Genomic DNA, 20,618 nt, shown 5'->3' with positions numbered 1-20,618 from the left:
GCACAGCCCTATTCGGCGCAGTACGGGGCTGGGAAGCATCCGACCGAGGAGATTCCGGCCGGGCTGTACGGGCAGGCGTACGTGGCGTCGGGGGCCGGGTACGCCACCGGACAGCATCCGACACAGGTGATTCCGGGTGCACCGGGCGGCCCGGGCATGCCGGGCGCGCCGGGGATGCCCTACGCGGGCGCGCCCGCGCCCAAGCGGTCCGGGCGCACCGGTCTGGTCGCGGGTGCGGTGGTGCTGGCGCTGCTCAGCGGCGGGATCGGCGGCGCGGTCGGCGCGCTGGCCACCCACCACAACGACACCCGCTCCACGGTGACCAACGCGCTCGATCAGCCGCTCGGCAATGGCAAGACCGCGCCCGCGCCGGAAGGTTCGGTGCAGGCGGTGGCGCAGAAGGTGCTGCCCAGCGTGGTCATGATCCGGGTCGCCGGCGCACGGGCCGAGGGAGAGGGGTCGGGCGTGATCCTGTCCTCGGACGGCCTGATCCTCACCAACAACCACGTGGTCAGCGGCGCGGGCCAGAACGCCAAGATGGATGTGGCCTTCAGTGACGGCACGACCGCCCCGGCCACCGTGGTCGGCGCGGATTCGGTGTCGGACGTCGCGGTCATCCGGGTCACCGGCAAGACCGGTCTCCAGCCGATCGATCTGGGCCAGTCGGCGAACCTGCAGGTCGGCCAGGGCGTGGTGGCGATCGGTTCGCCGCTGGGCCTGGCGGGCACGGTGACCAGCGGCATCGTGTCCTCGCTCAACCGCCCGGTCTCCACCAGCGGTGAGCCGGGCTCGCAGGGCACCGTCATCGACGCCATCCAGACCGACGCGGCCATCAACCCGGGCAATTCCGGCGGCGCGCTGGTCGATATGAGCGGCAAGCTGATCGGCATCAATACCGCCATCGCGACCATGGGCACCGCCGAGTCGGCGGGTGCGCAGAGCGGCTCCATCGGCCTCGGCTTCGCCATTCCGGTGGACACCGCGCGCCGGGTCGCCGACGAGCTGATCAAGAACGGCAAGGCCACCTACGCCCAGATCGGGGTGACCGTGCGGGCGCAGGACGACGTCAACGGCGCGCGCGTCATGGACGTGTCGCCCGACGGCCCGGCCGCCAAGGCGGGCATTCCGAAGAACGCGATCATTACGAAAATCGATGATCAGATTGTGGATTCGGGTAATTCGCTGATTGCCGGGGTGCGCTCGCACCGGCCCGGCGACAAGGTCAAGGTGACCTACACCGACGACCAGGGCAAGAACCCCAAGACCGTCGAGGTGACCCTCGGCGAGGCAGCTGCGGAGGGCGGCCGATGATGATTCACGAGAGCGGTAGAGAACCGACCCCGGCGATTCGCGTCACCGGGGACGGGGGCTGGGAGCTGTTGTCGGACAAGGGCGCTACGGTGAGCACCATGGAAATCGATACCGCTGTCGCGGGCCGTGCTCTTGTCGTGGTCGTCGACGATCGAACCGCCCATGGCGGGGTGGACTCGCTGGGTCCGCTGGTCACCGAACTACTCACCGAGGCCGGGTTCCTGGTGGACGCCTCGGTGTCGGTGCAGGCCGATGAGGTGGAGATCCGCAATGCGCTCAATACCGCGGTGATCGGTGGTGTCGACCTGGTCATCTCGGTCGGCGGCACCGGCATGTCGCCGCGTGACGTGACCCCGGAGGCCACCGAGGAGGTGCTGGACCGGGTGCTGCCCGGCATCAGCGAGGCGCTGCGTTCGTCCGGGCTGGCCTCGGGTTCGCTGGACGCGGGGCTGTCCCGCGGTCTGGCCGGGGTCTCGGGCAGCACGCTGGTGGTGAACCTGCCGGGTTCGCGCGCCGCGATCCGGGACGGCATGGCCACCCTGGGCCCGCTGGCCAGCCGGGTCATCGATGAACTGTCCGGTCTGTCGGAATGATCGACGCCGAGCAGCCTTCCGAGTCATCCGAGACCTCAGGGTCATCCGAGACCTCGGAACCACCCCGTCCGGCCGAGCGCCGGGCGGGGTCTCGTCGTTTGACACCCGCCGAGCGCGCCCGGCTGGCGCGCATCTTCGGTGACGAGCTGCCGTCCACGACCACGGACGAGCGCACTCCCGAGCCCGAATCCGGCCGATCCTCCGATGATTGGCTGCGCTCCCAAGTTCCGCCGCATCACGGCTGAGTCTGCTGCCGGCATCGCGGTCGAGTCGCGCTCGCGACGTATTCATACCCGGCGATCCGCCGTCGGCCTGAACCTCGGCCCCCGTCAGGTCACCTTCGTTTGATCAGTTTCCGCCCAGCGGAATCCGAAGGGGCCCGTCGTGATTAGCTCCGGGCCCCTTTTGCTATCCGCGACTTTCTCGACATACCTGCGGGTTTGTGTTGGCCAGTGGTCAACTCTGTTCGCTCACGTCTCAGAGCCCACTCCTGTGATGTAAAGTGCCCTCCGTCGCTACGCCAAAAGAATTTGTGACCAGTAACACGGTGGCAACAATGTGGCGACAAACTCAACCGGGGATTCGGAAGGGTCCCATTTCAACCTCGGTGGTCGAGGTTGAACTGCTTGAAACCTGATGAGGGGAAGTATGAGCGAGAACCGCACCCACGGTGCGCGTACCGCTGCCCGCATTGCGGGCATCGGCGCGGCTGCGGCCGTGGCCTTCGGCCTTTTTTCCACTGGTGCCGCTAACGCCGACACCTTCGTGCCGTTGCCGGACGGCCAGAAGGTGAACCCGGCGGGCACCGTCACCATCACCCGCACCGGTGAGCACGCGATCGTGTCGCCGTCGCTCGCCGCCAATGGCGCGGGTCGTGTCGTATGGGTCAGCGGCGCCGCGAGCGCCGTCGTCGACACTCCGGATGGCACCGTCGGTCCGTGGAACGGCCCGACCAACAGCCCGGGTTCGAACAATTCGTCCACCCATGGTTCGTCGATCATCAGCACCGGCTACATCGTCGGCTGCCAGATCAGCATCGGTGAGGACGCCATCTCCGCCGGTATCTCCGGCAATGTCAGCCTGAACAGCGCGGGCGTCGGTGGTTCCATCGGCGTCAACCTCGGCCCCGGCCAGGTCGCCTTCGTTCAGATCGACTCCAAGGACATCACCAAGTCCGGCACCTACTCGGTCGAGTACCGGGACGCGGAGATGCAGATTCAGGGTTGCGCGGGGTACGCCCAGGCGCGTGCGTACACCACTGTCGAAGTCATCGGCAACGACTACTCGAAGACCACGCTCTACGGACAGCCGTTCAGCATCGGCTGACCGTGGTCTCGACCCGCCAAATCCTTTCTCGCATAAGCGAATTCGACCCACGAGGGACAACAGAAATGAGTATCCGTAAGACCGTGGCGCGGGCGGCCGGTGTAGGTGCCGTTGCCACCGCCGCCCTTGGCCTGCTCTCCACCGGTGCGGCGAACGCCGACACCTTCGTGCCGCTGCCGGGCGGCGAAATCACCCAGACCCTGTCCGACGGCACCGTTGTCACGGTGAAGCTGGTCGGCGAGTCCGCCAACATCAGCCCGTCGCTGGGCGCCACCCCCGTGCACCGCAACGCCTGGGTCTCGGCGTCGGCGCAGGTCCACATCTCCGGTGACACCACCGCCACCGGCGGCAAGATCTTCCCGGGTTACGTGGTCGGCTGCCAGGTCACCATCGATGGCGGCAACGTCAGCGGCGGTGCCGACGGCGGCGCGAGCTGGGACAGCTCGGGGAACGTCACCCCGTCCGCCGGCGCCAACTCCGGCGCCAACCTGACCCTGGGTCCGGGCCAGGCCAAGTCGTTCTACATCCTCGACCTGGAAATGCCGGACGACTACGGCAAGGAAGCCCACAAGGTCCGCAATGCCTTCAAGGGCACCGACGGTTCGGTGACCTGGTCGGATGAGACCATCGGCCTGAACGGCTGCGCCGGTTACGCCCAGGCGCGCTCCTTCGTGAGCGTCGAGGTCGAGACCGACAACGTCATCAGCTGGGTCACCCTGTGGGGCCAGCCCTTCAGCCTGGGGTAAAACCCGCTAGCTGGTAATGGCAACGGGCCCGGCGCTTTTCGCGCCGGGCCCGTTTGCTGTATCCCGATCCGATATTGCTATGTCCCCGTTCACATCTCGTGCTTGCCACCGGCGCTGCGCGCGGCCAGCAGGTCCCGGATCTCGGTTAGCAGTTCGGTGTCGGTGACCGGGTCCTCCGCGGTGCCCCACAGCTTCTTGGCCCTGCTGTACGGCAGTACCAGGACGAAGTAGAGCAGCGCCGCGATGATCACGAAGTTGATGGCCGCGGTGATGATCGGGCCGACGGCCACATAGGTCGCCGGTTTGTCGGCCACCAGCTGGAAGCCCAGGCCGAGCTGACTGGTGCCGCCCAATGCGGCGAGCAGCGGGGTGATGATGCCGTCGCTGAACGCGGTGACGATGGCGACGAAGGCGGTACCCATGACCACGGCCACCGCCAGGTCGATGACATTGCCGCGCATCAGGAAATCCTTGAAACCCTTGAGCATTGCGGAAGCTCCTCTACCTGAGGGATCGAACGCAGTAATGGGGGTATACGGGATGCTAGTTCACCCGCGGGCCGGTTCAGTGGAACACGACGGTGAGTGCCGTCCGCAGCGAGGCCGCGGCCACCGCGGCGGCCCGCCGGGAATCCAATGCCACCAGCACGATCCGGTCGGTGCGCCCGCGCGGGTTCTCCGTGCCCGACACCAGCACCACGGCCGCGTCGGCCGCGAGCAGCCGCGCGGGACGCCCGCCCCCGCCCGAGTCCTCGCCGGCCACCACGTCCACCCGGTCCCCGGCCCGCAGGATTTCGGCAACGGCATTGTCCGCCAAGCGAATCGGGACAATGCGCGCATCGGCGGACTGCGCCGCCACCGCCGCCAGCCGCGGCCCTACCACCCGGACCTCGGTGACGATCTCACCCGCCGCCAGCGCGCCCGCCAGGGTGGCTCCGCGCAGCCGTGCGGCCTCCCGCACGGCGCCGGCGGGCAGGGTCGCTGTCTCCCGTGCCGCGACCCGCACATCGCCGTCGCCGAGCACCTGTCCGGGTGGCAGATCCCGGGCGGCGACCAGGACCGGGGTGTGTCCGGCCGCCGGGTCGGCGCGCACGGCCAGAAACCCCGCCAGAACGAGCAGCGCGACCGCCCCGGCCCGCCGCAGTAGCACCGCGTCCGCCCAGATCAGGCGGCTACGGAACTCCTGCAGGATGGCTCGATACGGTCGCGTCATGCGGGGCAGCGTACGGTCGCCCCGGTACCGACAGGCCCGGGCGGAACCCGGGCTGTGGATAACGAAAAGCCTGTGGAGAAACTCGGATCAGGCGGCGGAGGTGCTGGAGCCGCTGGTCGACGCGGCCGAGGTCGAGGAGCTCGAGGCCGTGGAGCTGGAGCTCTCCGAGGAGGTGGACGAGGACTTGGCCGGCTCGGAGGAGGTCGATCCGTTGCGGCTGTCGGTGCGGTAGAACCCGCTGCCCTTGAAGACGATGCCGACCGAGTTGAACAGCTTGCGGAGCTTGCCGTTGCACTGGTCGCAGGTGGTCAGCGCGTCGTCGGAGAAGGACTGCACGATGTCGAACTTGTTGTCGCACTCGGTGCATGCATACGAGTAAGTAGGCATCGGGAAACCTCCACGCTCTTCGTCGAATTAGCACTCTACAGCTGGCAGTGCCAACGCTGCCAATCGGGTGTCAATTCCCGACCCGATCTTCGAGCCGTCGCAGGCCCCCGAGCGGGGTCAGTGCCCACCCCATTCGGTGGTCGTGCGGCTCTTCCGGCAAACGCTCCACGAGTTCGTCGTCACGCACCACCGCGATCAATCGCGCGTCGGTGCGGCAGGCGCTCAGACTTCGATCGTAATAACCGGCCCCGCGCCCCAATCGAACCCCGCGCCGGTCCACCGCCAATGCCGGAACCAGAATCGCCGCGGCCTTCGCGATCCCATTCGCGACCGGCGCGCCTTCCGGTTCCCGGAGTCCGAACCGCCCGCGCCGCAGCCCCGCCGGACCGGTGTACTCGGCCCACTCCAGCGGACCGGGCTCGCCGGTGACCGGCAGCAGCACCCGCGCCCCGGCGGCCCGCAGCGCGTCGAGCATGGCGAGCGAGCCGGGCTCACCGCCGACGGGCACGTAGGCGCACACCCACTCCGCGGCGGCGAGCGCCCCGGCCGCCGCGGCCAGTGCCGCCGCCTCGCGCTCCCGGTCGGCGGCGGGCAGCGCCCGGCGCCGCGCGAGGATCTCCTCGCGCCAGGCGCGCTTGTCCCGCTCGTCGGTCACGCTTCCACCCTAGGACGGGCGGGTCAGCGGTCCGAGCGCGGCCGGGTGAGGATGAAGGTATCGACGGCCTTCAGATCGCTGGTCGGCCCGGTGAGGGCGTAGTAGGTGCCGGTGATGGTGGTGTTGCCGCCCGGCTGACCCGGGTCCACGTCGAAAGCGCAGAAACCGTAAGGGTGTTCGGCGTCCTTGAAGGCCGACCAGGGCGCGTCCTCGAGGACGTACACCGGCGCCTTCTTGCCGGTGGCCGGATCCACCTCGCCGACCGCGGTGATGACCCGGCACTTGTCGCCGGGGAAGAACAGCTGATTCGACGGCGAGGAGGTGCCGCCGCCGCCGATCACCAGGTGCACGGTGCCCTTGCTGGTGTCGACGACGTCCTTGCGAGTGTCGGCGGGTCTGGGGGTCAGCGTCTCGGACCCGGTCACCCCGCGCACCGGATGCGAACGCTCGTAATGGTGTTCGTGCCCGCACAGCACCAGATCGACCTGGTATCTGTCGAACAGCGGCAGCCAGTCCTGCCGGATGCCCAGGTCCGCGCCGTTGAACTTGTCGGCCGAGGAGATGGCGACCTGGTGCATGAACACCACCACCCAGTCGATGCCCTTATCGGCCCGAGCCCGGGCCAGTTCGCCCTCCAGCCAGCGCTTCTGGGCGCCGCCCGAGTAGCCCCTGACGTAGGAGTTGCCGCCGTCCTGCAGGCAGATGTCGTCATTGGCGACCGCGATCACCCGCACGCCGCCGACGGTGAACGAGTACCAGAGGCCCTTGGCGTGGTCCTCGCTACCGGATTCCGGGACGGTGAAGTAGGTCTGGAACGCCTGGTATCCGATGGGCCCGTTCCCGAGCTCGTTCTCGTGGTTGCCGGGCGCGGGCATCCAGGGCCGGTAGCGGGCGGAGCGAGAGTTGTTGGCCCACCAGTCGTTCCAGGTGCGGATGCGGTCGGTGGCGATATTGGCGTAGCAGAGGTCGCCGTTGACCAGGTTGAACAGCGGGGCCAGCGATTCCACCGCCGAGGTGACGTCGCCGGCGTACTGGGAGCCGAGGTTGTCGTTGAGGGCCTTGCCGTCGACGATCTTGCCGACGGTGGGCGTGCCCTGGTCGCCGAAGCTGGTGAACCGGAACTTGGCGCGGCCCGCGGGCGCGGTGCGGATGGTGCCGAGTTCGGGCGGCGCGCCGTCGTGCCCGGCGGCGTACACGTAGTCGGTGTCGGGGGACAGGCCGGTGATCCGGGCGTGGTGGGCCTGAATCTCGATGCCGGACTTGGCATCCCGGTAGGTCCGGGTCTCGGCCTGCACGCTCTTGCCGAAGCCGGCGTCGGCGGTGCCGTAGCGCACGGTGGGCTTGGTGACCGATCCGGTGGTGTGCCAGCTGACCACCACCTCGCGGGTGGTGTCGGATCCGAATTGCAGGTGCAGGCCCGCGACCCGGGGCGCGGCCGCGCGGTCGGGGGTGGTCACCAGTTCGGCCGAGCGCGGCCATGCCTCGGAGTTCGATGCGCCGCCGCGCAGCGTGACCGCTCCGCCGGCGCCGACCGCGAGCCCGGCCAGCCCGGCCACCGCGGACGCGCCGAACAGCCGGCGGCGGCTCAGCCCGCGCGCGCCGTCGGGCGAGTTCGCGGCGGATGCGGCCGGGTTGTCCGAGGTGGAATCGGGGCTGTGGGAATCCTCACGATCGGTCATGGGTGTCAGCTAACAACCGTTGGGTACGTGAGAGGTCACAGTGCGGCGAACTTGAAATGAAATGAACAGGTCGGTCTGCCAGTTCCGCTCCGGTCCGGCGTTCGGTGCGCTCCCGGCGCTCCCGCCCCTTAGGCTCTCGGGGATATCGAGGCGGCCCTGAGCCGGTCTCGGGCGTGTGACGGATGGATAGGGTGAATTCATGACAGCTAATGGCGGCGGAGCCGAGTCGTCGAACGGCGGCGCAGCCGAGTCGTGCTTCCGTACCGCGGTGGTTCCCGCGGCGGGGCTCGGCACGAGGTTCCTGCCCGCGACCAAGACGGTGCCCAAGGAGCTGCTGCCGGTGGTCGACACACCGGGCATCGAATTGGTCGCCGCCGAGGCCGCGGAGTCCGGCGCCAATCGGCTGGTGATCGTGACCTCGCCCGGAAAAGACGGTGTGGTCGCACATTTCGTCGAGGACCTGGTGCTGGAGAGCACCCTGGCCGAGCGCGGCAAGTTCCATCTGCTGGAGAAGGTGCGCAAGGCGCCCGCGCTGCTGGACGTGACCTCGGTGGTGCAGGAGGAGCCGCTGGGCCTGGGTCACGCGGTGGCACAGGCGGAATCGGTGCTCGACGCGGACGAGTCCGCCATCGCGGTGCTGCTGCCCGACGACCTGGTGCTGCCCGGCGGCGTGCTCGAGCTGATGGCCAAGGTGCGCAGCACCTACGGCGGCTCGGTGCTGTGCGCCATCGACGTGCCGAAGGAAGAGGTCAGTGCCTACGGCGTTTTCGATGTCGAGGAGCTGCCCGGCCGCCCGCAGGACGTGCTCAAGGTCAACGGCATGGTGGAGAAGCCCGCCATCGCCGACGCCCCGTCGACCTTCACCGCGGCCGGGCGATACCTGTTGGACCGCGCCATCTTCGACGCGCTGCGCCGCATCACCCCCGGCGCGGGCGGTGAGCTGCAATTGACCGACGCCATCGCGCTGCTGATCGCCGAGGGTCACCCGGTACACGTCGTGGTGCATCGTGGGTCGCGACACGATCTGGGGAACCCGGGCGGTTATCTTCGAGCAGCGGTCGATTTCGCTCTGGAACGCGAGGAATACGGTCCCGCCCTGCGGGAGTGGCTCGAGCAGCGGCTCGGGTCCGGCTGGAATCCCCAGCTGACCTCGTACGAATAGCCGCAACGGGCAGAAGTGAAGGACAGGCGCCGGGGTCGCGTGGGCGGCCCGGCGGGCGACACGTCGACGGCGGCGGGCGAGACAACGGAAGGGCGGCATGCGCTCGGTTGAGGATCAGCAGATCAAGGTGACCGCTGCGGCCGTGGCCCCGCGGCCGGTCCGGGTCGCGATCAGCGAGGCTCAGGGACTGCTGTGTGCCGAGGACGTGGTGACCGAGCGGCCGCTGCCGGGCTTCGATCAGGCCGCGATCGACGGATACGCCGTGCGCAGTGTGGATGTGGCCGGCGCGGGCGCGAATATCCGTGACGAGGACGGTAATTCGGTCAACCTGAGCCTGCCGGTGGTGGGTGAGGTGGCCGCCGGATCGCGGCAGCCGATCCGGCTGCAGCCGCGCCAGACCGTGCGCGTGGACACCGGCGCGCCGCTGCCCACCCTCGCCGATGCCGTGCTGCCGCTGGAGAACACCGACGGCGGCCGGGCCCGGGTGAAGGTCTACGAGTCGGTGCGCTCCGGTGACTACGTGCGCCGCATCGGCGACGATGTGCAGCCCGGCGATCTGGCCGTGCGCGCGGGCACCATCATCGGCCCGGCCCAGGTGGGTCTGCTGGCCGCGGTGGGTAAGGACAAGGTGCTGGTGCATCCGCGGCCGCGGCTGTCGGTGCTGTCGGTCGGCGGCGAGCTGGTCGACATCGACCGCACCCCCGGACCGGGGCAGGTCTACGACGTGAACTCCTACGCGCTGGCCGCCGCCGCGCGCGACGCGGGCGCGGACGTGAACCGGGTCGGCATCGTCAGCTCCGATCCCAAGCGGCTGCGAGATGTGGTGGAGGGCCAGCTGGTTCGCTCCGAGGTGGTCGTGATCGCGGGCGCGGTCGGCGGCTGGGCGTCGGAGCAGGTGCGCGAGGCCCTCGAGGGTCTGGGCGAGCTGGAGATCACCCGGGTGGGCATGCATCCGGGCTCGGTGCAGGGTTTCGGCCTGCTGGGCCGCGACGAGGTGCCGACCTTCCTGCTGCCGTCGAATCCGGTTGGCGCGCTGGTGGTTTTCGAGGTCATGGTGCGTCCGCTGATCCGGATCGCGCTGGGCCGCCGCCATCCCATGCGGCGCATGGTGCGGGCGCGCACCATCCTGCCGATCGCCTCGATTCCGGGCCGGCGCGGGTATCTGCGCGCGCAGCTCATGCGCGACGAGCAGACCGGCGACTACCTGGTGCAGCCGCTGGGCGGCCCGAACGGGGCGTCCTCGCATCTGCTGGCGACCATGGCGGAGGCCAACAGCCTCATCGTGATCGATCCCGAGGTCACCGAGGTGCGCACCGGTGACGAGGTGCAGGTCGCGTTCCTTGCGCAGCGAGGGTGAGGCGTGGAGATGAATGTCTTCCGGACCGCCCAGCATCCGGGCTGGCCGGCCCATCTGGGGCCGGTGCGGGTCGCCGCGGGCATCGTCACGCTGCGTCCGATCCGTTTGCGTGATGCCTCCGCGTGGAGCCGGATTCGCATCCGGGACAGGGACTATCTGGAGAAGTGGGAGCCGACCGGCCGCGGCCCGTGGGAGGCGCGCAACCACTCGAGCAATTGGCCCGCGCTGTGGTCGGCGCTGAAGGCCGAGGCCCGGCGCGGCGCCATGATCCCGTTGGTCATCGAGGTCGACGGCGTGTTCAGCGGGCAGCTCACGGTGGGCAATATCGTGCGCGGCGCATTGCGTTCGGCGTGGATCGGCTACTGGGTGTCGAGCGAGCTGAGCGGGCAGGGCGTGGCCACCGCGGCGCTGGCACTGGGGCTGGACCACTGCTTCGGTGAGGTGGGCCTGCATCGGGTGGAGGCCACGGTGCGGCCGGAAAACCTTGCCAGCCAGGCGGTTCTGCGCAATGTCGGCTTCCGCGAGGAGGGCCTGCTGGAGCGCTACCTGGATGTCGACGGGGCCTGGCGCGATCACCTGCTGGTCGGCATGACGGTCGAAGAGGTCTCAGGAACGGTGGTGGACAGGCTGATTCGCGCCGGACGCGCCGCCAGAGCCTGATAACTCGCTGTGTATTTCGGCGGCCCGATTACCGCCTCTGCCTGCGGCTCACCAGAATTGCCCCGCCGAATCGGGTTTCCGGGGCCCGACCCGGACAACGACCGAGGGGTCGGCTGTTACTAGTGTTACTTGTGTGGTCGGCGCGCCTGTGGGGAATTACCCCGGTGTGGAATTAACCTACGGGTTCCGGTGGTGCGTCTGGGTACCCACCGGTAGGCGCTGCGGTGCACGTCGAAGGGACTATGAGCTGGGCGGGACGGAGGTGTGACGGCAATGCCGAATTCGATCTTGTGGATCGGTTTGGTGGTGCTCTGGGTCTTCGTCCTGTTTCCGATGCTGGCCAACCGCCATCCTCGTATCCGGCAGCACACCGACGCCGCGCTCTCCACGCGGATCCTGCATCGCGGTGGTGCCGCACAGCGCACCAGGAAAGGTCCGGCGACCGGACATGACACCGACCCGGATTACGTGCCGGTTCGCAGAAAGCTTCAGCACCCGAGCGAGGATCCGGAGGATCGGATGACCAGATCGGACGACGCAGCTGCATCGGACGAGAAGGAAGTCGACACCGAGGCTGCGCCCATCGCCGAAGCGCAGACGCCGCCCGCCGAAGTGCCCGGGCCCGAGGGGGATTCGGCCGACGGTGTCGAGGCGGCGGATATCGCGGCCGAATCCGAGTCCGAGCCGGCCGAGTCCGAGACGCTCCCCGAAACCGCCACGGCCGAGGGCGAACCCGAGAACGATGGGGCGGTGGCAGACGACGCCGACCGCGAGGCCGAGCGCGAAGAACGGCGGGAGGCGCCCCAGCGCGCCCGCACCCCCGCGCTGCGCGAGCCCGATCCGGCACCGGAACCGGAGCTCGAATCCGAGGACGAGGACGCGGATTTCGTGCCGTCCCGTCGTGGCCGCGGCGGTTTCGATCCCGAGGCCGATGCCGCCGCCCGGGCGGCCCGCTACACCTTCCGTCAGCGCGCCGTGCTGGGCCTGGTGCTGTTCACCCTCATCCTGGCCGCCGCCGGTCTCGCCGTCTCGGCGGTGCTGTGGTGGCTGTGCGCCCTGTCCGGCACGGTCCTGGTGGCGTACCTGGGTTACCTACGCAGACAGGTCCGCATCGAGGAGGACATCCGCCGCCGCCGCGCCGCCCGCCTGGCCCGCAAGCGCGCCGAGGACGACGAGGACGACGAGGAGGAGTCGCGCCGCCGCGAACGCCCACGCCCGGATCGCGAGCAGACTCGTACCCAGCTGCGCCGGGCGGTCCTGGTCGAATCCGATGACGAGGACCCGCTGTTCGAGCATCTGGAGCTGTTCGACGCCGCGGCCGCCCGCGCCACCCGCCAGCGCGCCGCCGGCGCCCGCGAACGCCGCGTGGTGGGCGAGTAGACCTACCGGACACAGTGCGAGGGCTCCCCGAGCGATCGGGGAGCCTTTTTGCTGTGCGGGCAAAGTCGTGCCGTGCGGGCAAAGCCTCGCCTGATAGGTTTTTACTATTTCAGAAAGATTGCATTCCTATCGAATTCCCGGCGGCGAGCGCGGACATCGAAAAGGCCCGGCACTCGGCCGGGCCCTTTCGACGATGCGGAGTAGCGCTGTGACGGTGCGGACGCTATTCGGTGTCGGGCATTCGCCCGGCAAGCGGAATCTGGCGCTCGATGAGTTCGGCGAGCGTCCGCAGTTTGGCCGCGAATTCGCGGGCCGCGACCGGATGGTCGGTGGAGCCCTTGACCACCTTCTGGGTGAGCGCGGTGAGGCGCGACTCCACCGAGCTGAACAGATCGGGTGTCTGCGTCTGCTCTTCGATGAGGTCGCCGCGCAGCCACGCCCGCAGCCGCTGCACCACTGTGGCCTCGTCGTAATCGTCGGGCAGCACCGCGACCGCTTCGCGCAGCTTGCCCGCGGTGACCTTCACGTCGGCGGCCAGTGTGGTGTAGACGGTGACCGCCGCGTCCTCGCCGTGGGCTGCGGCCACCGGTAGCAGCTCGCGGATCTGTCCCTCGTTGATGGCGGGCGCGAGCGGGTGCAGGCGGGAGGCCAGCGGCCAGGCCCGGATCAGCTTGTGCGCGTAGGACCGCTGCATGTCCCACCGCTTCTCGACGTACTCGTCGAAGGTGGCGTGATCGGCGCGGTAGAGCCGCCCGTCGCGGACGATCTGCAGGGCGCGCCCGGCGGTCCAGAAGGCCACCCGCAGCGCGTCGATGGAGGACTCGCAGAGCTCGAGCTGATCGGCTTCGGTCCGGCTGAGCGGTCCCTCGCCACCCGCACTGGGCAGCGGCAGGTCGAGCACGCTCGGCGCGGGCTCGACCTGCGGCGGGGCGGCCGCCCGGACCGGTGCGGGTCCGGGCGGTGCCGAAGCGGCCGGGGCGGCAACCGGTTCGGGTGCGGTCGGCACGGGTTCGGGCGGTGCCGGGGCGGGTGCGGCCGTCTCCCGAGCCGGTGTCGACTGCGCTGGTTCCGGTGCGGATATCGCCGAGTCCGCCTCCGGCTGTGCGGGTTTGGCGGGCGCCATGAGCACGGTGGTCGCGGCCTGGGACAGCTTCGGGGTTCGCGGCCATTTGGCGTCGCGCAGCGGCGAGACCGGGGGAGTGTGCTCGGCCTCGTCGGCGAGCGGGTTGCGGCCCAGGCCCCCGCCGATGGAACTCTTGCGGCGCTGGGGCGGCATCAGGCCGACACCTCCGCCGGCATGCGACCGGACTGCGCGGCCTCCAGATAGGGCTGTATCAATTCGTCACCGACGGAACGGTATTCGCCGAGATCCTCGATCGGATTCTCCGCGCCGTCGCCGACTTCACCGTCGGCGGCTTCGCGGTACCACTTCCAGGCGCTCACATAGGATTCGAATACGTCGTATTCGGCGTCCTCCAGATTGGCGCGCTGCGTGCGGTATTCGGTGGAGACATTGACGCCGTTCTTCATGGTGACCGGAACCTTGGTCATGAGCACTCGCACCCGGATGGCCTTTTCGTGTTCGGCGGCCGCCTCTTCCGCGGCGCGATAGGTACTGGGCACGCGTTTGACCTCCGACGGGCTGACGCTGGTGACGAGAACGAGCTCATCGCTCACCGTGACGGCGGCCTTGAAGATGTCGGCCGATTCGCCGCCGGCGTCGACGATGATCACGTCGTAGTTCGCGGAATTGTCGGTGATGCAGTCGTTCACGTGCCGGGACGGGAAGGCGAGCAATTCGAAAGGAATGCCGACCTCGGCCCGCTGTAGCCGCCGATACCAGGAGTAACCGGTCTGGCTGAGCGGGTCGGCGTCGATCACGAGCACCCGAAGTTCGTGCACCGTGGCGAAATACGAGGCGAGAAAGAAGGCGGAGGTCGTTTTACCCACGCCGCCTTTGAGATTCCCCAGTGTGACAACCAGGGGCTCGGGAAGATTCGGTAGCGCACCGGATTTGGTCATCGATCATCCTCCTGATGATGGGGAGGGCTGTTTTTCCGTCGATCAGTCTCACACGGTCGCGCGTCCGGGCTCGTGAAGGCTCGCGCGATGTCGTCGAATTCGATGAAAATTGGCTGTGTCCAATTGGACACAGCCGTCAATGGTTACTGTTTCGTTATCGATAACACGCATGTCACTTGTTGCACCCCGTGCAATTCGGGCGAAATATGCACTCTCGGATCTGCTGCAGGACCGAAGAGTTCGAGTGTGATGGACGGAAACCGAATAGCTTTCACGGCTTGATCGGAGGACGACCGCTCATGGAAACCAACGGTGATAGACAGAAGGTTCGAGTGCTACCGCGGCTGAGCCTGCGGACCCTGGCGACAGGAGTCCTCGGCGCGGCAGCCGTCGGAGCAGCCCTGCTGTTCACAGCGGGCCACGCGCACGCAGCGCCGGTCTCGGTCCCCGGTATCGGGGAGATCGAGATTCCCACCGAGATCAAGATTCCCACCGAGATCGCGACCCAGTTCGGCCTCGCTTCCGTGCCGAGTGTGGATATCACGCTGCCGGGCGTGGATATCGCGCCGCAGCCCGCGGTCGGCGAGACCTCCGCCGTCGGCTGGGCGGATGCCTCGCGCATGGTCGGGATTCCGGGACATATCACTATCGCCCCGGCCGACCCCGTACCGGATCAGATTCCGGTCCAGGCGCTTTCGCCCATACCGCTGTACCCCGGGATCCCGGCTCCGGAATCCCGCTCGGTGGTGGTGGCCGGTCTCGGCACCTTCGCGGTGCCCAGCAGCCTGCCCCCGCTGGTCGGAATCCCCGGCGTGACCGATCCCGCGGCGCCCCGTGCGCCGGTACCCGCGGCCATGCCGAAGAAGACCGTCGGCGAACGCGCCGTGGAGGCCGCCCGCACCAAGCTCGGCGCGACCTACGTCATGGGGGGTGATGGCCCGGATACCTTCGACTGCTCGGGTTTGGTGCAGTGGTCGTATCGTGAGGCCGGAGTCGAAGTGCCGCGTACCAGTTATTCGCAGCTGGCCGCCGGAACGCCGGTGTCGGTGGACGATCTGCAACCGGGTGATCTGGTCTCCTATTACGGCGGCGGCCATTCCGCTCTGTATCTCGGTGACGGAAAGGTCATCCACGCCAGCGATTACGGTTCCGGGGTGAAGGTCTCACCGCTGACCACCATGCCGATGGCCGGAGCCAGACGCTTCTGATCAGGACCACCCGACCGCGGACGCGCGGCCGAGGAAGTCCGGATACCCGATCCCGCCGGTGCCCGCCCACAACTGCTGGGCCATGACCGGCAGCCGGGCCCGCAGCGGAGCGACGATCTGCTCCGGAGCCAGGGCGGCAGGATCATCGCACCAGAGGAAGAGCATGGAGCCACGCAACAGCGGGCGATCGGAATCGGGCAGTCGCTGCCCGTTCACGAAAAGCCCCGGGTCCCAGGCCCACAGCAGTTCCGGCGGAGCGTTGAGCGCCGCGGCCGGCCCGCCGGTCGTGAAGTACGTGGGCGTGAAGGCCGCATTGAGGACGGGATGCCCGTCCCGGGTGAAGTCGGCGGGTGTGCGACCGCCGGGCAGCCACGGCAGCCCACCGGCGCCGGCCGACCAGTACTGCACCACCAGTTCGGGTTTCGGTGTCAGGACTCCAGGATGGTCGAAGCCGTCGTTCCAGACCCGCGGCGTCTTGCCGAGCGATTCGACGAGATCCGCTGCCCAGTTGGCGAAGTCGATGATGATATCGCCGGGTGCGGCTCCCGGGCCGAAAGTCCGTGTGGCGTAGTCACCCAGCTGGGGATAACGCGTGTAGTCGGAAATGTACTCGTCACAGCCCAGGTGCCAGTAGCGCCCGGGAAACAGAGGTACGAACTCGTGCAGAATGTCGCTGATCAATTGGCGTGCAGCGGGATTGGTGAGATCGATCTTGCCGCCGACACCGCCGCCGATCGCGCTGTCCAGCACCGCGTCCTGCGGTGTGGTGCGGGCCGGGCGCAGGACCAGGTCCTGATGCTGGGCCAGGATGGCGTTCATGTGGCTGGGCATGTCGATTTCGGGCACGATATCGATACCGAAAGACTGTGCATAGGAGACCATTTCGCGAATATCGTCGGCGCTGTAGTGCTCGGGCGAGGTGATCTCCGGGTGCATGACGCTCGCCAGCCGGAAGCCCTGCGAGTCCGACAGATGCAGCTGCACCAGGTTCATCCGGAGGTACGCGGCGTCGCGGATGCGGGCCTTCACCCAGTCGGCGGGAAGGAACTCGCGCCCGGTGTCGAGCATGAGCCCGCGCTCGCTGTAGTCCGGCCGGTCCTCGGCGACGCCGCGGGGCAGGGTGCTGGTCTGCCGCAGCCATTGCAGGGCGGTCTGGGTGCCGTGCACGATGCCGGTCGGGCTGTCGGCGGTAATGGTGAGCCGATCGGTGACGGCGATGCGATACGACTCCGAGGGAGGGTCGTCGATATCGCCTGTGCGCAGCACGATATCGCCCGGCCGGTCGCTACCCGTGGTCAGGGAGATCGGTTTTCCGGCCCGGATCAGGTCCTCGGCAAGGTGTTCCGCGATTTCGGTGGAGCCGGCGTCGGCGATAATGCGGGGTTCGGAGCCGAGAACGAATCCGGGCTCGTCCGATCCGGTCGGCGTCCAATGCTGAATACTCGGGATGGTTGCTGGAAGCTGTTGCGCTGCAACAGAATCCGCGTGAATCGCGGAGATATGGACGAAAGTCCAGGAGGTTGCCAGCGCGAGACCGGCGGCGAGGCGGCGGAAATGGCGACTGGGGAGAATCGAAATCCCGGGCACGGCCACAATTGAACCCTTCGGGCCCCTGATACGTCATACGATGCTGGGATTTACCGGCCGACATGGACGAGGTACGACATGGGGATCAGGAAATCCGCTGCGCTCGCCGGCGCGATGCTCGCCTGCGTGGCGCTGTCGTCTTTCGCCGCGGCGCCGGCCTCGGCCGCGCCGGTCTGTCCCGGCGCGGGACAGCCGACCGCGGTGGTGGCCGCGCTCCCGGGTGCCGCGCTCGAGGGGCTGACCATCGACCCCGCCGGGCGAGCGTTCGTCACCGATCTTGTCAGCGGGCAGATCTTCCGCATCGACGCGCCAGGTGCGCCCGCGGTGCCGATCGCCAAGGTGCCCAGTGGCGGGGCGGGCGCGCTGGCCTGGCTGCCGGACGGCCGGCTGCTGGTCGGCTACGGCGCGGATCCCCGGGTGTTCGTGGGTGATGCGTTGCGGCAGGCCGGGATCGTCACCGTCGACCCGGACACCGGGGCCGTGGCTCCCTTCGCGACGGGTCTCTCGGCGGCCGACGGCATGGACGTGGCGCACGACGGAACCGTCTATGTCACCAATGATTTCGGTTCCCTGGTGGGCCGGGTGGTGCCGAACGGTGCGGTGCAGCCGAACTGGGCGAGCTTCCCCAGCGCCAATGGCGCGGCGCTGGACCCGGACGACTCGTACCTCTACGTGTCGCGCACCTTCGTGAACCCGGGCGTGAGCCGGATCCCCACCAATGCCCCGTGGGCCCCGCAGTCGCTGCTGGACCTGTCCGGCGGTGACTTGCTCGCCGCGCCCGACGGGCTGACGCTGGATTCGCTGGAACGCCCGGTGCTGCCGTTCAATTCGTCCGGTCAGGTGGTCCGTATCGACGCGCCGGGGCAGTACTGCGTGCTCGGCTCCGGACCGCAGCTGACCAGTGAGGTGCAGTACGGCCGTGGCGGCCAGGGCTTCTCGGCCGGGCGGCTGTTCGGCATCACCTTCAGCGGGATGGTCTACGAGATCCCCGGCGGCTTCGACTCGGATGCCCGGACCGCGACGTCCTGACCGACCGGTTCGGTCAGTAGCCCGACGATCATGGCGATGATGCTGTCCCGGGCGTCGGCGCGCTCGGCCGCGGTGGGCAGGTCCTGGCGTTCGTAGTCGGCGAGTAGGGCGAACATGACGGTGGTCATGGCCTGCAGCCGATATCGGCGCTGCGCCGGGGTGATGTCGGGCATGGCGCGGTAGAGCCGCGCCACCAGGACTCGTGTTGCGGCCCAGCGCTTCTCGTGCAGGTTCGGTCCGGTCACGGCGGGATGCGCGCGCGCCTGCTCGAGGAATCGCGCGTAGTGCGTCGACCCCTCGGCGTAGGGCACGTCGAACATGGGCCGCACCAGAATGGCGACCAGCGCGGCCACGCTGTCCGGTGCGCCCGTGGCCTCGTGCTCGGCCAGCAGTTCGGTGCGCCGGGATTCCAGTGCCGGTTGATGCCGTTCGATGATGGCCGCGATGAGCCCGTCCCGGGAACCGAAGTGGTAATGCACCGCGGAGTTGTTGCGCTGTCCCGCCGCCACCGCGATATCGCGCAGGGCGGCGTCCGGTCCGCGTTCGGCGATGGTGCGCTCACCGGCGAGCAGGATCAGCTCGCGCGCGTCAGGACTGTTCACCGGGGTCACTATAGGGCGGGGCCGGGCTGTAGCGATTTCCCGGTTCGCGGCGAAACGGTACTATCGTGCCCCTTCGGCATGTACCGCCCCGTACCGGGCGGACGCAGGCGGCGATGACGGTGGTGATGTTCGATGACGCGACGGTATTTCCGGTCGCGCCGGGCCACGGTGGACCTCGCGCTGGTGGTGCCGCTGAGCGGTCCCGCGGGCATCTTCGGGCCGTCCTGTGAGGCCTGTGCGACGCTCGCCGTGGAGGACATCAATGCCGTCGGCGGCATTCTGGGCCGGCCGGTCCGGCTGCACCCGGTGGACGCCGGTGCGCCGCTGCCGGTGCTGGCCGCGCAGATCGACCGGATGGTGAGCCTGGGCATGATCGACGGGGTGGTCGGCTGGCACCTGTCCAATGCCCGCAAGGTGATCACGCCGCACACCGCGGGCCGGGTGCCCTACGTCTACACCACCTTCTACGAGGGCGGGGAGGATTCCGACGGCGTCTACATGGTGGGGGAGACGCCCGACCAGCAATTGTTCCCCGCGCTGCGCTGGTTCCGCTCCGAGCTGGGGGTGCGGCGCTGGTGCGTCGTCGGCAACGATTACGTGTGGCCGCGTGAAACATCCAGGGCCACTTGGGAATTCGTGCGCAGCACCGATATCGACGTGGTCGGCGAGGTGTTCGTCCCGCTGGGTGGCCGCGATTTCACCGCTGCCCTGAACCTGATCCGGCGCTCGCCCGCGCAGGGGGTGCTGGTGTTCATGGTCGGCGCGGACTGCGCGGCCTTCAATCAGGCGTTCGCGGCAGCCGGGCTGGACGACGGGCGGCTGCGGCTGAGCATGATGATCGGTGAGGACGTGCTGTACGCGGGCGGTCCGGACAGCGCGCGCGGATTGTTCACGGCCTGTGGCTATTTCGAGAGTCTGGTGTCGCGCGAGGGTATGGCGTTCGGTGGCCGTTACACGGCCCGCTTCGGGCAGCTGGCCCCGGCGCTGAACAATATCGGCGAATCCTGCTACGAGGGCCTGCTGCTGTTCGCCTCGCTGGCGGAGGCGGCGCGCAGCCTGGATGTGCGGGTCATCGAGCGCGAAGCGGCGCGGGTGAGTTACGGGGGTCCGCGCGGCGAGGTACGGGTGCGCGGGGCGCACACGACGCAGCCGGTGTACCTGGCGGGGACGGATGTCATGGACTTCAGCGTGATCGCCGATCTGACCGGGCTCTGAATCGGCTGTCCTCGTCCGCCGTTCGCCCTCGGGCAGCTCGTTCGAATGAGGGCGAACGCTACGTTGCGTTCACAGCGATGGCAATGAGGAGATGCCGTCATGAACAGGATAACAACTGTGTCACAAGGGAATTCATGTTTCGCCGGGACCGTGTTCCAGGCCGATTCCGCACGTGGTGTGTTGCAATAGGGTGAGCCGCGCCGCCTCGGCGGCATCTGATGAAGGAGCCGCTCCGATGCCCGGAGGAAGACTCAGCCAGGAGGATCGCCGTCTCATCGCCGCGGGGCTGGCCCATGGGCTCGGCTATGCCGAGATCGCCCGCCGCCTCGAACGGCCGACGTCCACCGTGAGCCGTGAGGTGACCCGCAACGGCGGGCCCGGTCGCTATCGCGCCGATCGGGCGCAGGCCGCCACCGTGGTGCGCTCACGCCGTCGCGCATCCCGGCCCAGACCCGTCGAGAAGCCCGCTGCCGTCGATGAATACGGC

21 protein-coding genes and 1 pseudogene are annotated in these 20,618 nt (G+C 68.7%); 13 read left to right on the top strand and 9 right to left on the bottom strand.

All coding sequences use genetic code 11. The features are described from left to right. Nucleotides 1–126 precede the first annotated feature (126 nt). From ABZV44_RS15200 to ABZV44_RS15180, 5 genes are all read left to right on the top strand, one after another. Complete coding sequence (locus ABZV44_RS15200) at nucleotides 127–1,311, top strand: trypsin-like peptidase domain-containing protein (protein ID WP_354836563.1); 1,185 nt, start codon at nucleotides 127–129, stop codon at nucleotides 1,309–1,311. 98 nt (nucleotides 1,312–1,409) lie between these two features. Next, nucleotides 1,410–1,904, top strand: a complete 495-nt coding sequence (locus tag ABZV44_RS15195) for a MogA/MoaB family molybdenum cofactor biosynthesis protein (RefSeq protein WP_354836561.1) — start codon at nucleotides 1,410–1,412, stop codon at nucleotides 1,902–1,904. Further along, a complete protein-coding gene (locus ABZV44_RS15190) occupies nucleotides 1,901–2,149 on the top strand; it encodes a hypothetical protein (protein ID WP_354836269.1) in 249 nt (82 codons plus the stop codon). Before ABZV44_RS15195 ends, ABZV44_RS15190 begins: the two co-directional genes overlap by 4 nt. A gap of 403 nt (nucleotides 2,150–2,552) precedes the next feature. After that, nucleotides 2,553–3,230 (top strand): MspA family porin, encoded by a 678-nt coding sequence (locus tag ABZV44_RS15185; protein WP_354836267.1) that lies wholly within the window; start codon nucleotides 2,553–2,555, stop codon nucleotides 3,228–3,230. A 65-nt stretch (nucleotides 3,231–3,295) separates the two neighbouring features. After that, nucleotides 3,296–3,976: an MspA family porin gene (locus ABZV44_RS15180; protein WP_354836265.1), complete on the top strand. Its 681-nt coding sequence runs from the start codon at nucleotides 3,296–3,298 to the stop codon at nucleotides 3,974–3,976. 89 nt (nucleotides 3,977–4,065) lie between these two features. Here the strand turns inward: ABZV44_RS15180 and mscL are convergent, their stop codons facing one another. The 5 genes from mscL to ABZV44_RS15155 form a co-directional block, all read right to left on the bottom strand. Next, nucleotides 4,066–4,464, bottom strand: a complete 399-nt coding sequence (gene mscL, locus ABZV44_RS15175) for a large conductance mechanosensitive channel protein MscL (protein WP_354836263.1) — start codon at nucleotides 4,462–4,464, stop codon at nucleotides 4,066–4,068. 76 nt (nucleotides 4,465–4,540) lie between these two features. Beyond that, nucleotides 4,541–5,188 carry an SAF domain-containing protein gene (locus ABZV44_RS15170; RefSeq protein WP_354836261.1) on the bottom strand — a complete coding sequence of 216 codons (648 nt, stop codon included), beginning with the start codon at nucleotides 5,186–5,188 and terminating at the stop codon, nucleotides 4,541–4,543. A gap of 87 nt (nucleotides 5,189–5,275) precedes the next feature. Beyond that, nucleotides 5,276–5,575: an FmdB family zinc ribbon protein gene (locus ABZV44_RS15165; protein WP_354836259.1), complete on the bottom strand. Its 300-nt coding sequence runs from the start codon at nucleotides 5,573–5,575 to the stop codon at nucleotides 5,276–5,278. A gap of 70 nt (nucleotides 5,576–5,645) precedes the next feature. Further along, nucleotides 5,646–6,230, bottom strand: a complete 585-nt coding sequence (locus ABZV44_RS15160; RefSeq protein ID WP_354836257.1) for a 5-formyltetrahydrofolate cyclo-ligase — start codon at nucleotides 6,228–6,230, stop codon at nucleotides 5,646–5,648. Nucleotides 6,231–6,253: 23 nt separating this feature from the next. Beyond that, a complete protein-coding gene (locus tag ABZV44_RS15155) occupies nucleotides 6,254–7,909 on the bottom strand; it encodes a metallophosphoesterase family protein (RefSeq protein WP_354836255.1) in 1,656 nt (551 codons plus the stop codon). Nucleotides 7,910–8,108: 199 nt separating this feature from the next. On the opposite strand from ABZV44_RS15155, the gene ABZV44_RS15150 reads away from it, so the two are divergent. From ABZV44_RS15150 to glpR, 4 genes are all read left to right on the top strand, one after another. After that, the gene (locus tag ABZV44_RS15150) at nucleotides 8,109–9,071 is read left to right on the top strand and encodes a UTP--glucose-1-phosphate uridylyltransferase (RefSeq protein WP_354836253.1); all 963 of its coding nucleotides are present in this window, start codon (nucleotides 8,109–8,111) and stop codon (nucleotides 9,069–9,071) included. Between the two features lie 97 nt (nucleotides 9,072–9,168). Beyond that, complete coding sequence (gene glp / locus ABZV44_RS15145) at nucleotides 9,169–10,428, top strand: gephyrin-like molybdotransferase Glp (protein WP_354836251.1); 1,260 nt, start codon at nucleotides 9,169–9,171, stop codon at nucleotides 10,426–10,428. A 9-nt stretch (nucleotides 10,429–10,437) separates the two neighbouring features. Then, nucleotides 10,438–11,088: a GNAT family protein gene (locus ABZV44_RS15140; RefSeq protein WP_354836249.1), complete on the top strand. Its 651-nt coding sequence runs from the start codon at nucleotides 10,438–10,440 to the stop codon at nucleotides 11,086–11,088. 273 nt (nucleotides 11,089–11,361) lie between these two features. Continuing rightward, nucleotides 11,362–12,468 carry a gephyrin-like molybdotransferase receptor GlpR gene (glpR, locus tag ABZV44_RS15135; RefSeq protein WP_354836247.1) on the top strand — a complete coding sequence of 369 codons (1,107 nt, stop codon included), beginning with the start codon at nucleotides 11,362–11,364 and terminating at the stop codon, nucleotides 12,466–12,468. A 223-nt stretch (nucleotides 12,469–12,691) separates the two neighbouring features. Here glpR and ABZV44_RS15130 read toward each other — a convergent pair whose 3' ends face one another. Both ABZV44_RS15130 and ABZV44_RS15125 read right to left on the bottom strand, forming a co-directional pair. Beyond that, the gene (locus ABZV44_RS15130) at nucleotides 12,692–13,744 is read right to left on the bottom strand and encodes a hypothetical protein (protein WP_354836245.1); all 1,053 of its coding nucleotides are present in this window, start codon (nucleotides 13,742–13,744) and stop codon (nucleotides 12,692–12,694) included. Next, the gene (locus ABZV44_RS15125; RefSeq protein WP_354836243.1) at nucleotides 13,744–14,490 is read right to left on the bottom strand and encodes a ParA family protein; all 747 of its coding nucleotides are present in this window, start codon (nucleotides 14,488–14,490) and stop codon (nucleotides 13,744–13,746) included. Before ABZV44_RS15125 ends, ABZV44_RS15130 begins: the two co-directional genes overlap by 1 nt. A 299-nt stretch (nucleotides 14,491–14,789) precedes the next feature. Between ABZV44_RS15125 and ABZV44_RS15120 the strand changes: the two genes are divergently transcribed. Continuing rightward, on the top strand, nucleotides 14,790–15,698 hold the full coding sequence (locus ABZV44_RS15120) for a C40 family peptidase (protein ID WP_354836241.1): 909 nt from the start codon (nucleotides 14,790–14,792) through the stop codon (nucleotides 15,696–15,698). On the opposite strand, the gene ABZV44_RS15115 is transcribed toward ABZV44_RS15120, so the two are convergent. Next, nucleotides 15,699–17,285: a beta-N-acetylhexosaminidase gene (locus ABZV44_RS15115; protein ID WP_354836239.1), complete on the bottom strand. Its 1,587-nt coding sequence runs from the start codon at nucleotides 17,283–17,285 to the stop codon at nucleotides 15,699–15,701. A gap of 78 nt (nucleotides 17,286–17,363) precedes the next feature. On the opposite strand from ABZV44_RS15115, the gene ABZV44_RS15110 reads away from it, so the two are divergent. After that, nucleotides 17,364–18,314, top strand: coding sequence for a hypothetical protein (locus tag ABZV44_RS15110; protein ID WP_354836237.1), 951 nt, complete (start codon nucleotides 17,364–17,366; stop codon nucleotides 18,312–18,314). On the opposite strand, the gene ABZV44_RS15105 is transcribed toward ABZV44_RS15110, so the two are convergent. Continuing rightward, complete coding sequence (locus tag ABZV44_RS15105; RefSeq protein ID WP_354836235.1) at nucleotides 18,263–18,916, bottom strand: TetR family transcriptional regulator; 654 nt, start codon at nucleotides 18,914–18,916, stop codon at nucleotides 18,263–18,265. The two genes, ABZV44_RS15110 and ABZV44_RS15105, sit on opposite strands and share 52 nt — an antisense overlap. 132 nt (nucleotides 18,917–19,048) lie before the next feature. Here ABZV44_RS15105 and ABZV44_RS15100 point away from each other — a divergent pair, with 132 nt between their 5' ends. Then, nucleotides 19,049–20,131, top strand: coding sequence for a substrate-binding domain-containing protein (locus ABZV44_RS15100; protein ID WP_354836233.1), 1,083 nt, complete (start codon nucleotides 19,049–19,051; stop codon nucleotides 20,129–20,131). A 235-nt stretch (nucleotides 20,132–20,366) separates the two neighbouring features. Continuing rightward, nucleotides 20,367–20,546, top strand: a pseudogene (locus ABZV44_RS15095) (helix-turn-helix domain-containing protein); the annotation flags it as partial. Between the last annotated feature and the right edge of the window lie 72 nt (nucleotides 20,547–20,618).

The organism is Nocardia sp. NPDC004860, from assembly GCF_040609015.1.
Taxonomy (GTDB): domain Bacteria; phylum Actinomycetota; class Actinomycetes; order Mycobacteriales; family Mycobacteriaceae; genus Nocardia.
This window is presented reverse-complemented; position numbering and strand designations above follow the sequence as displayed.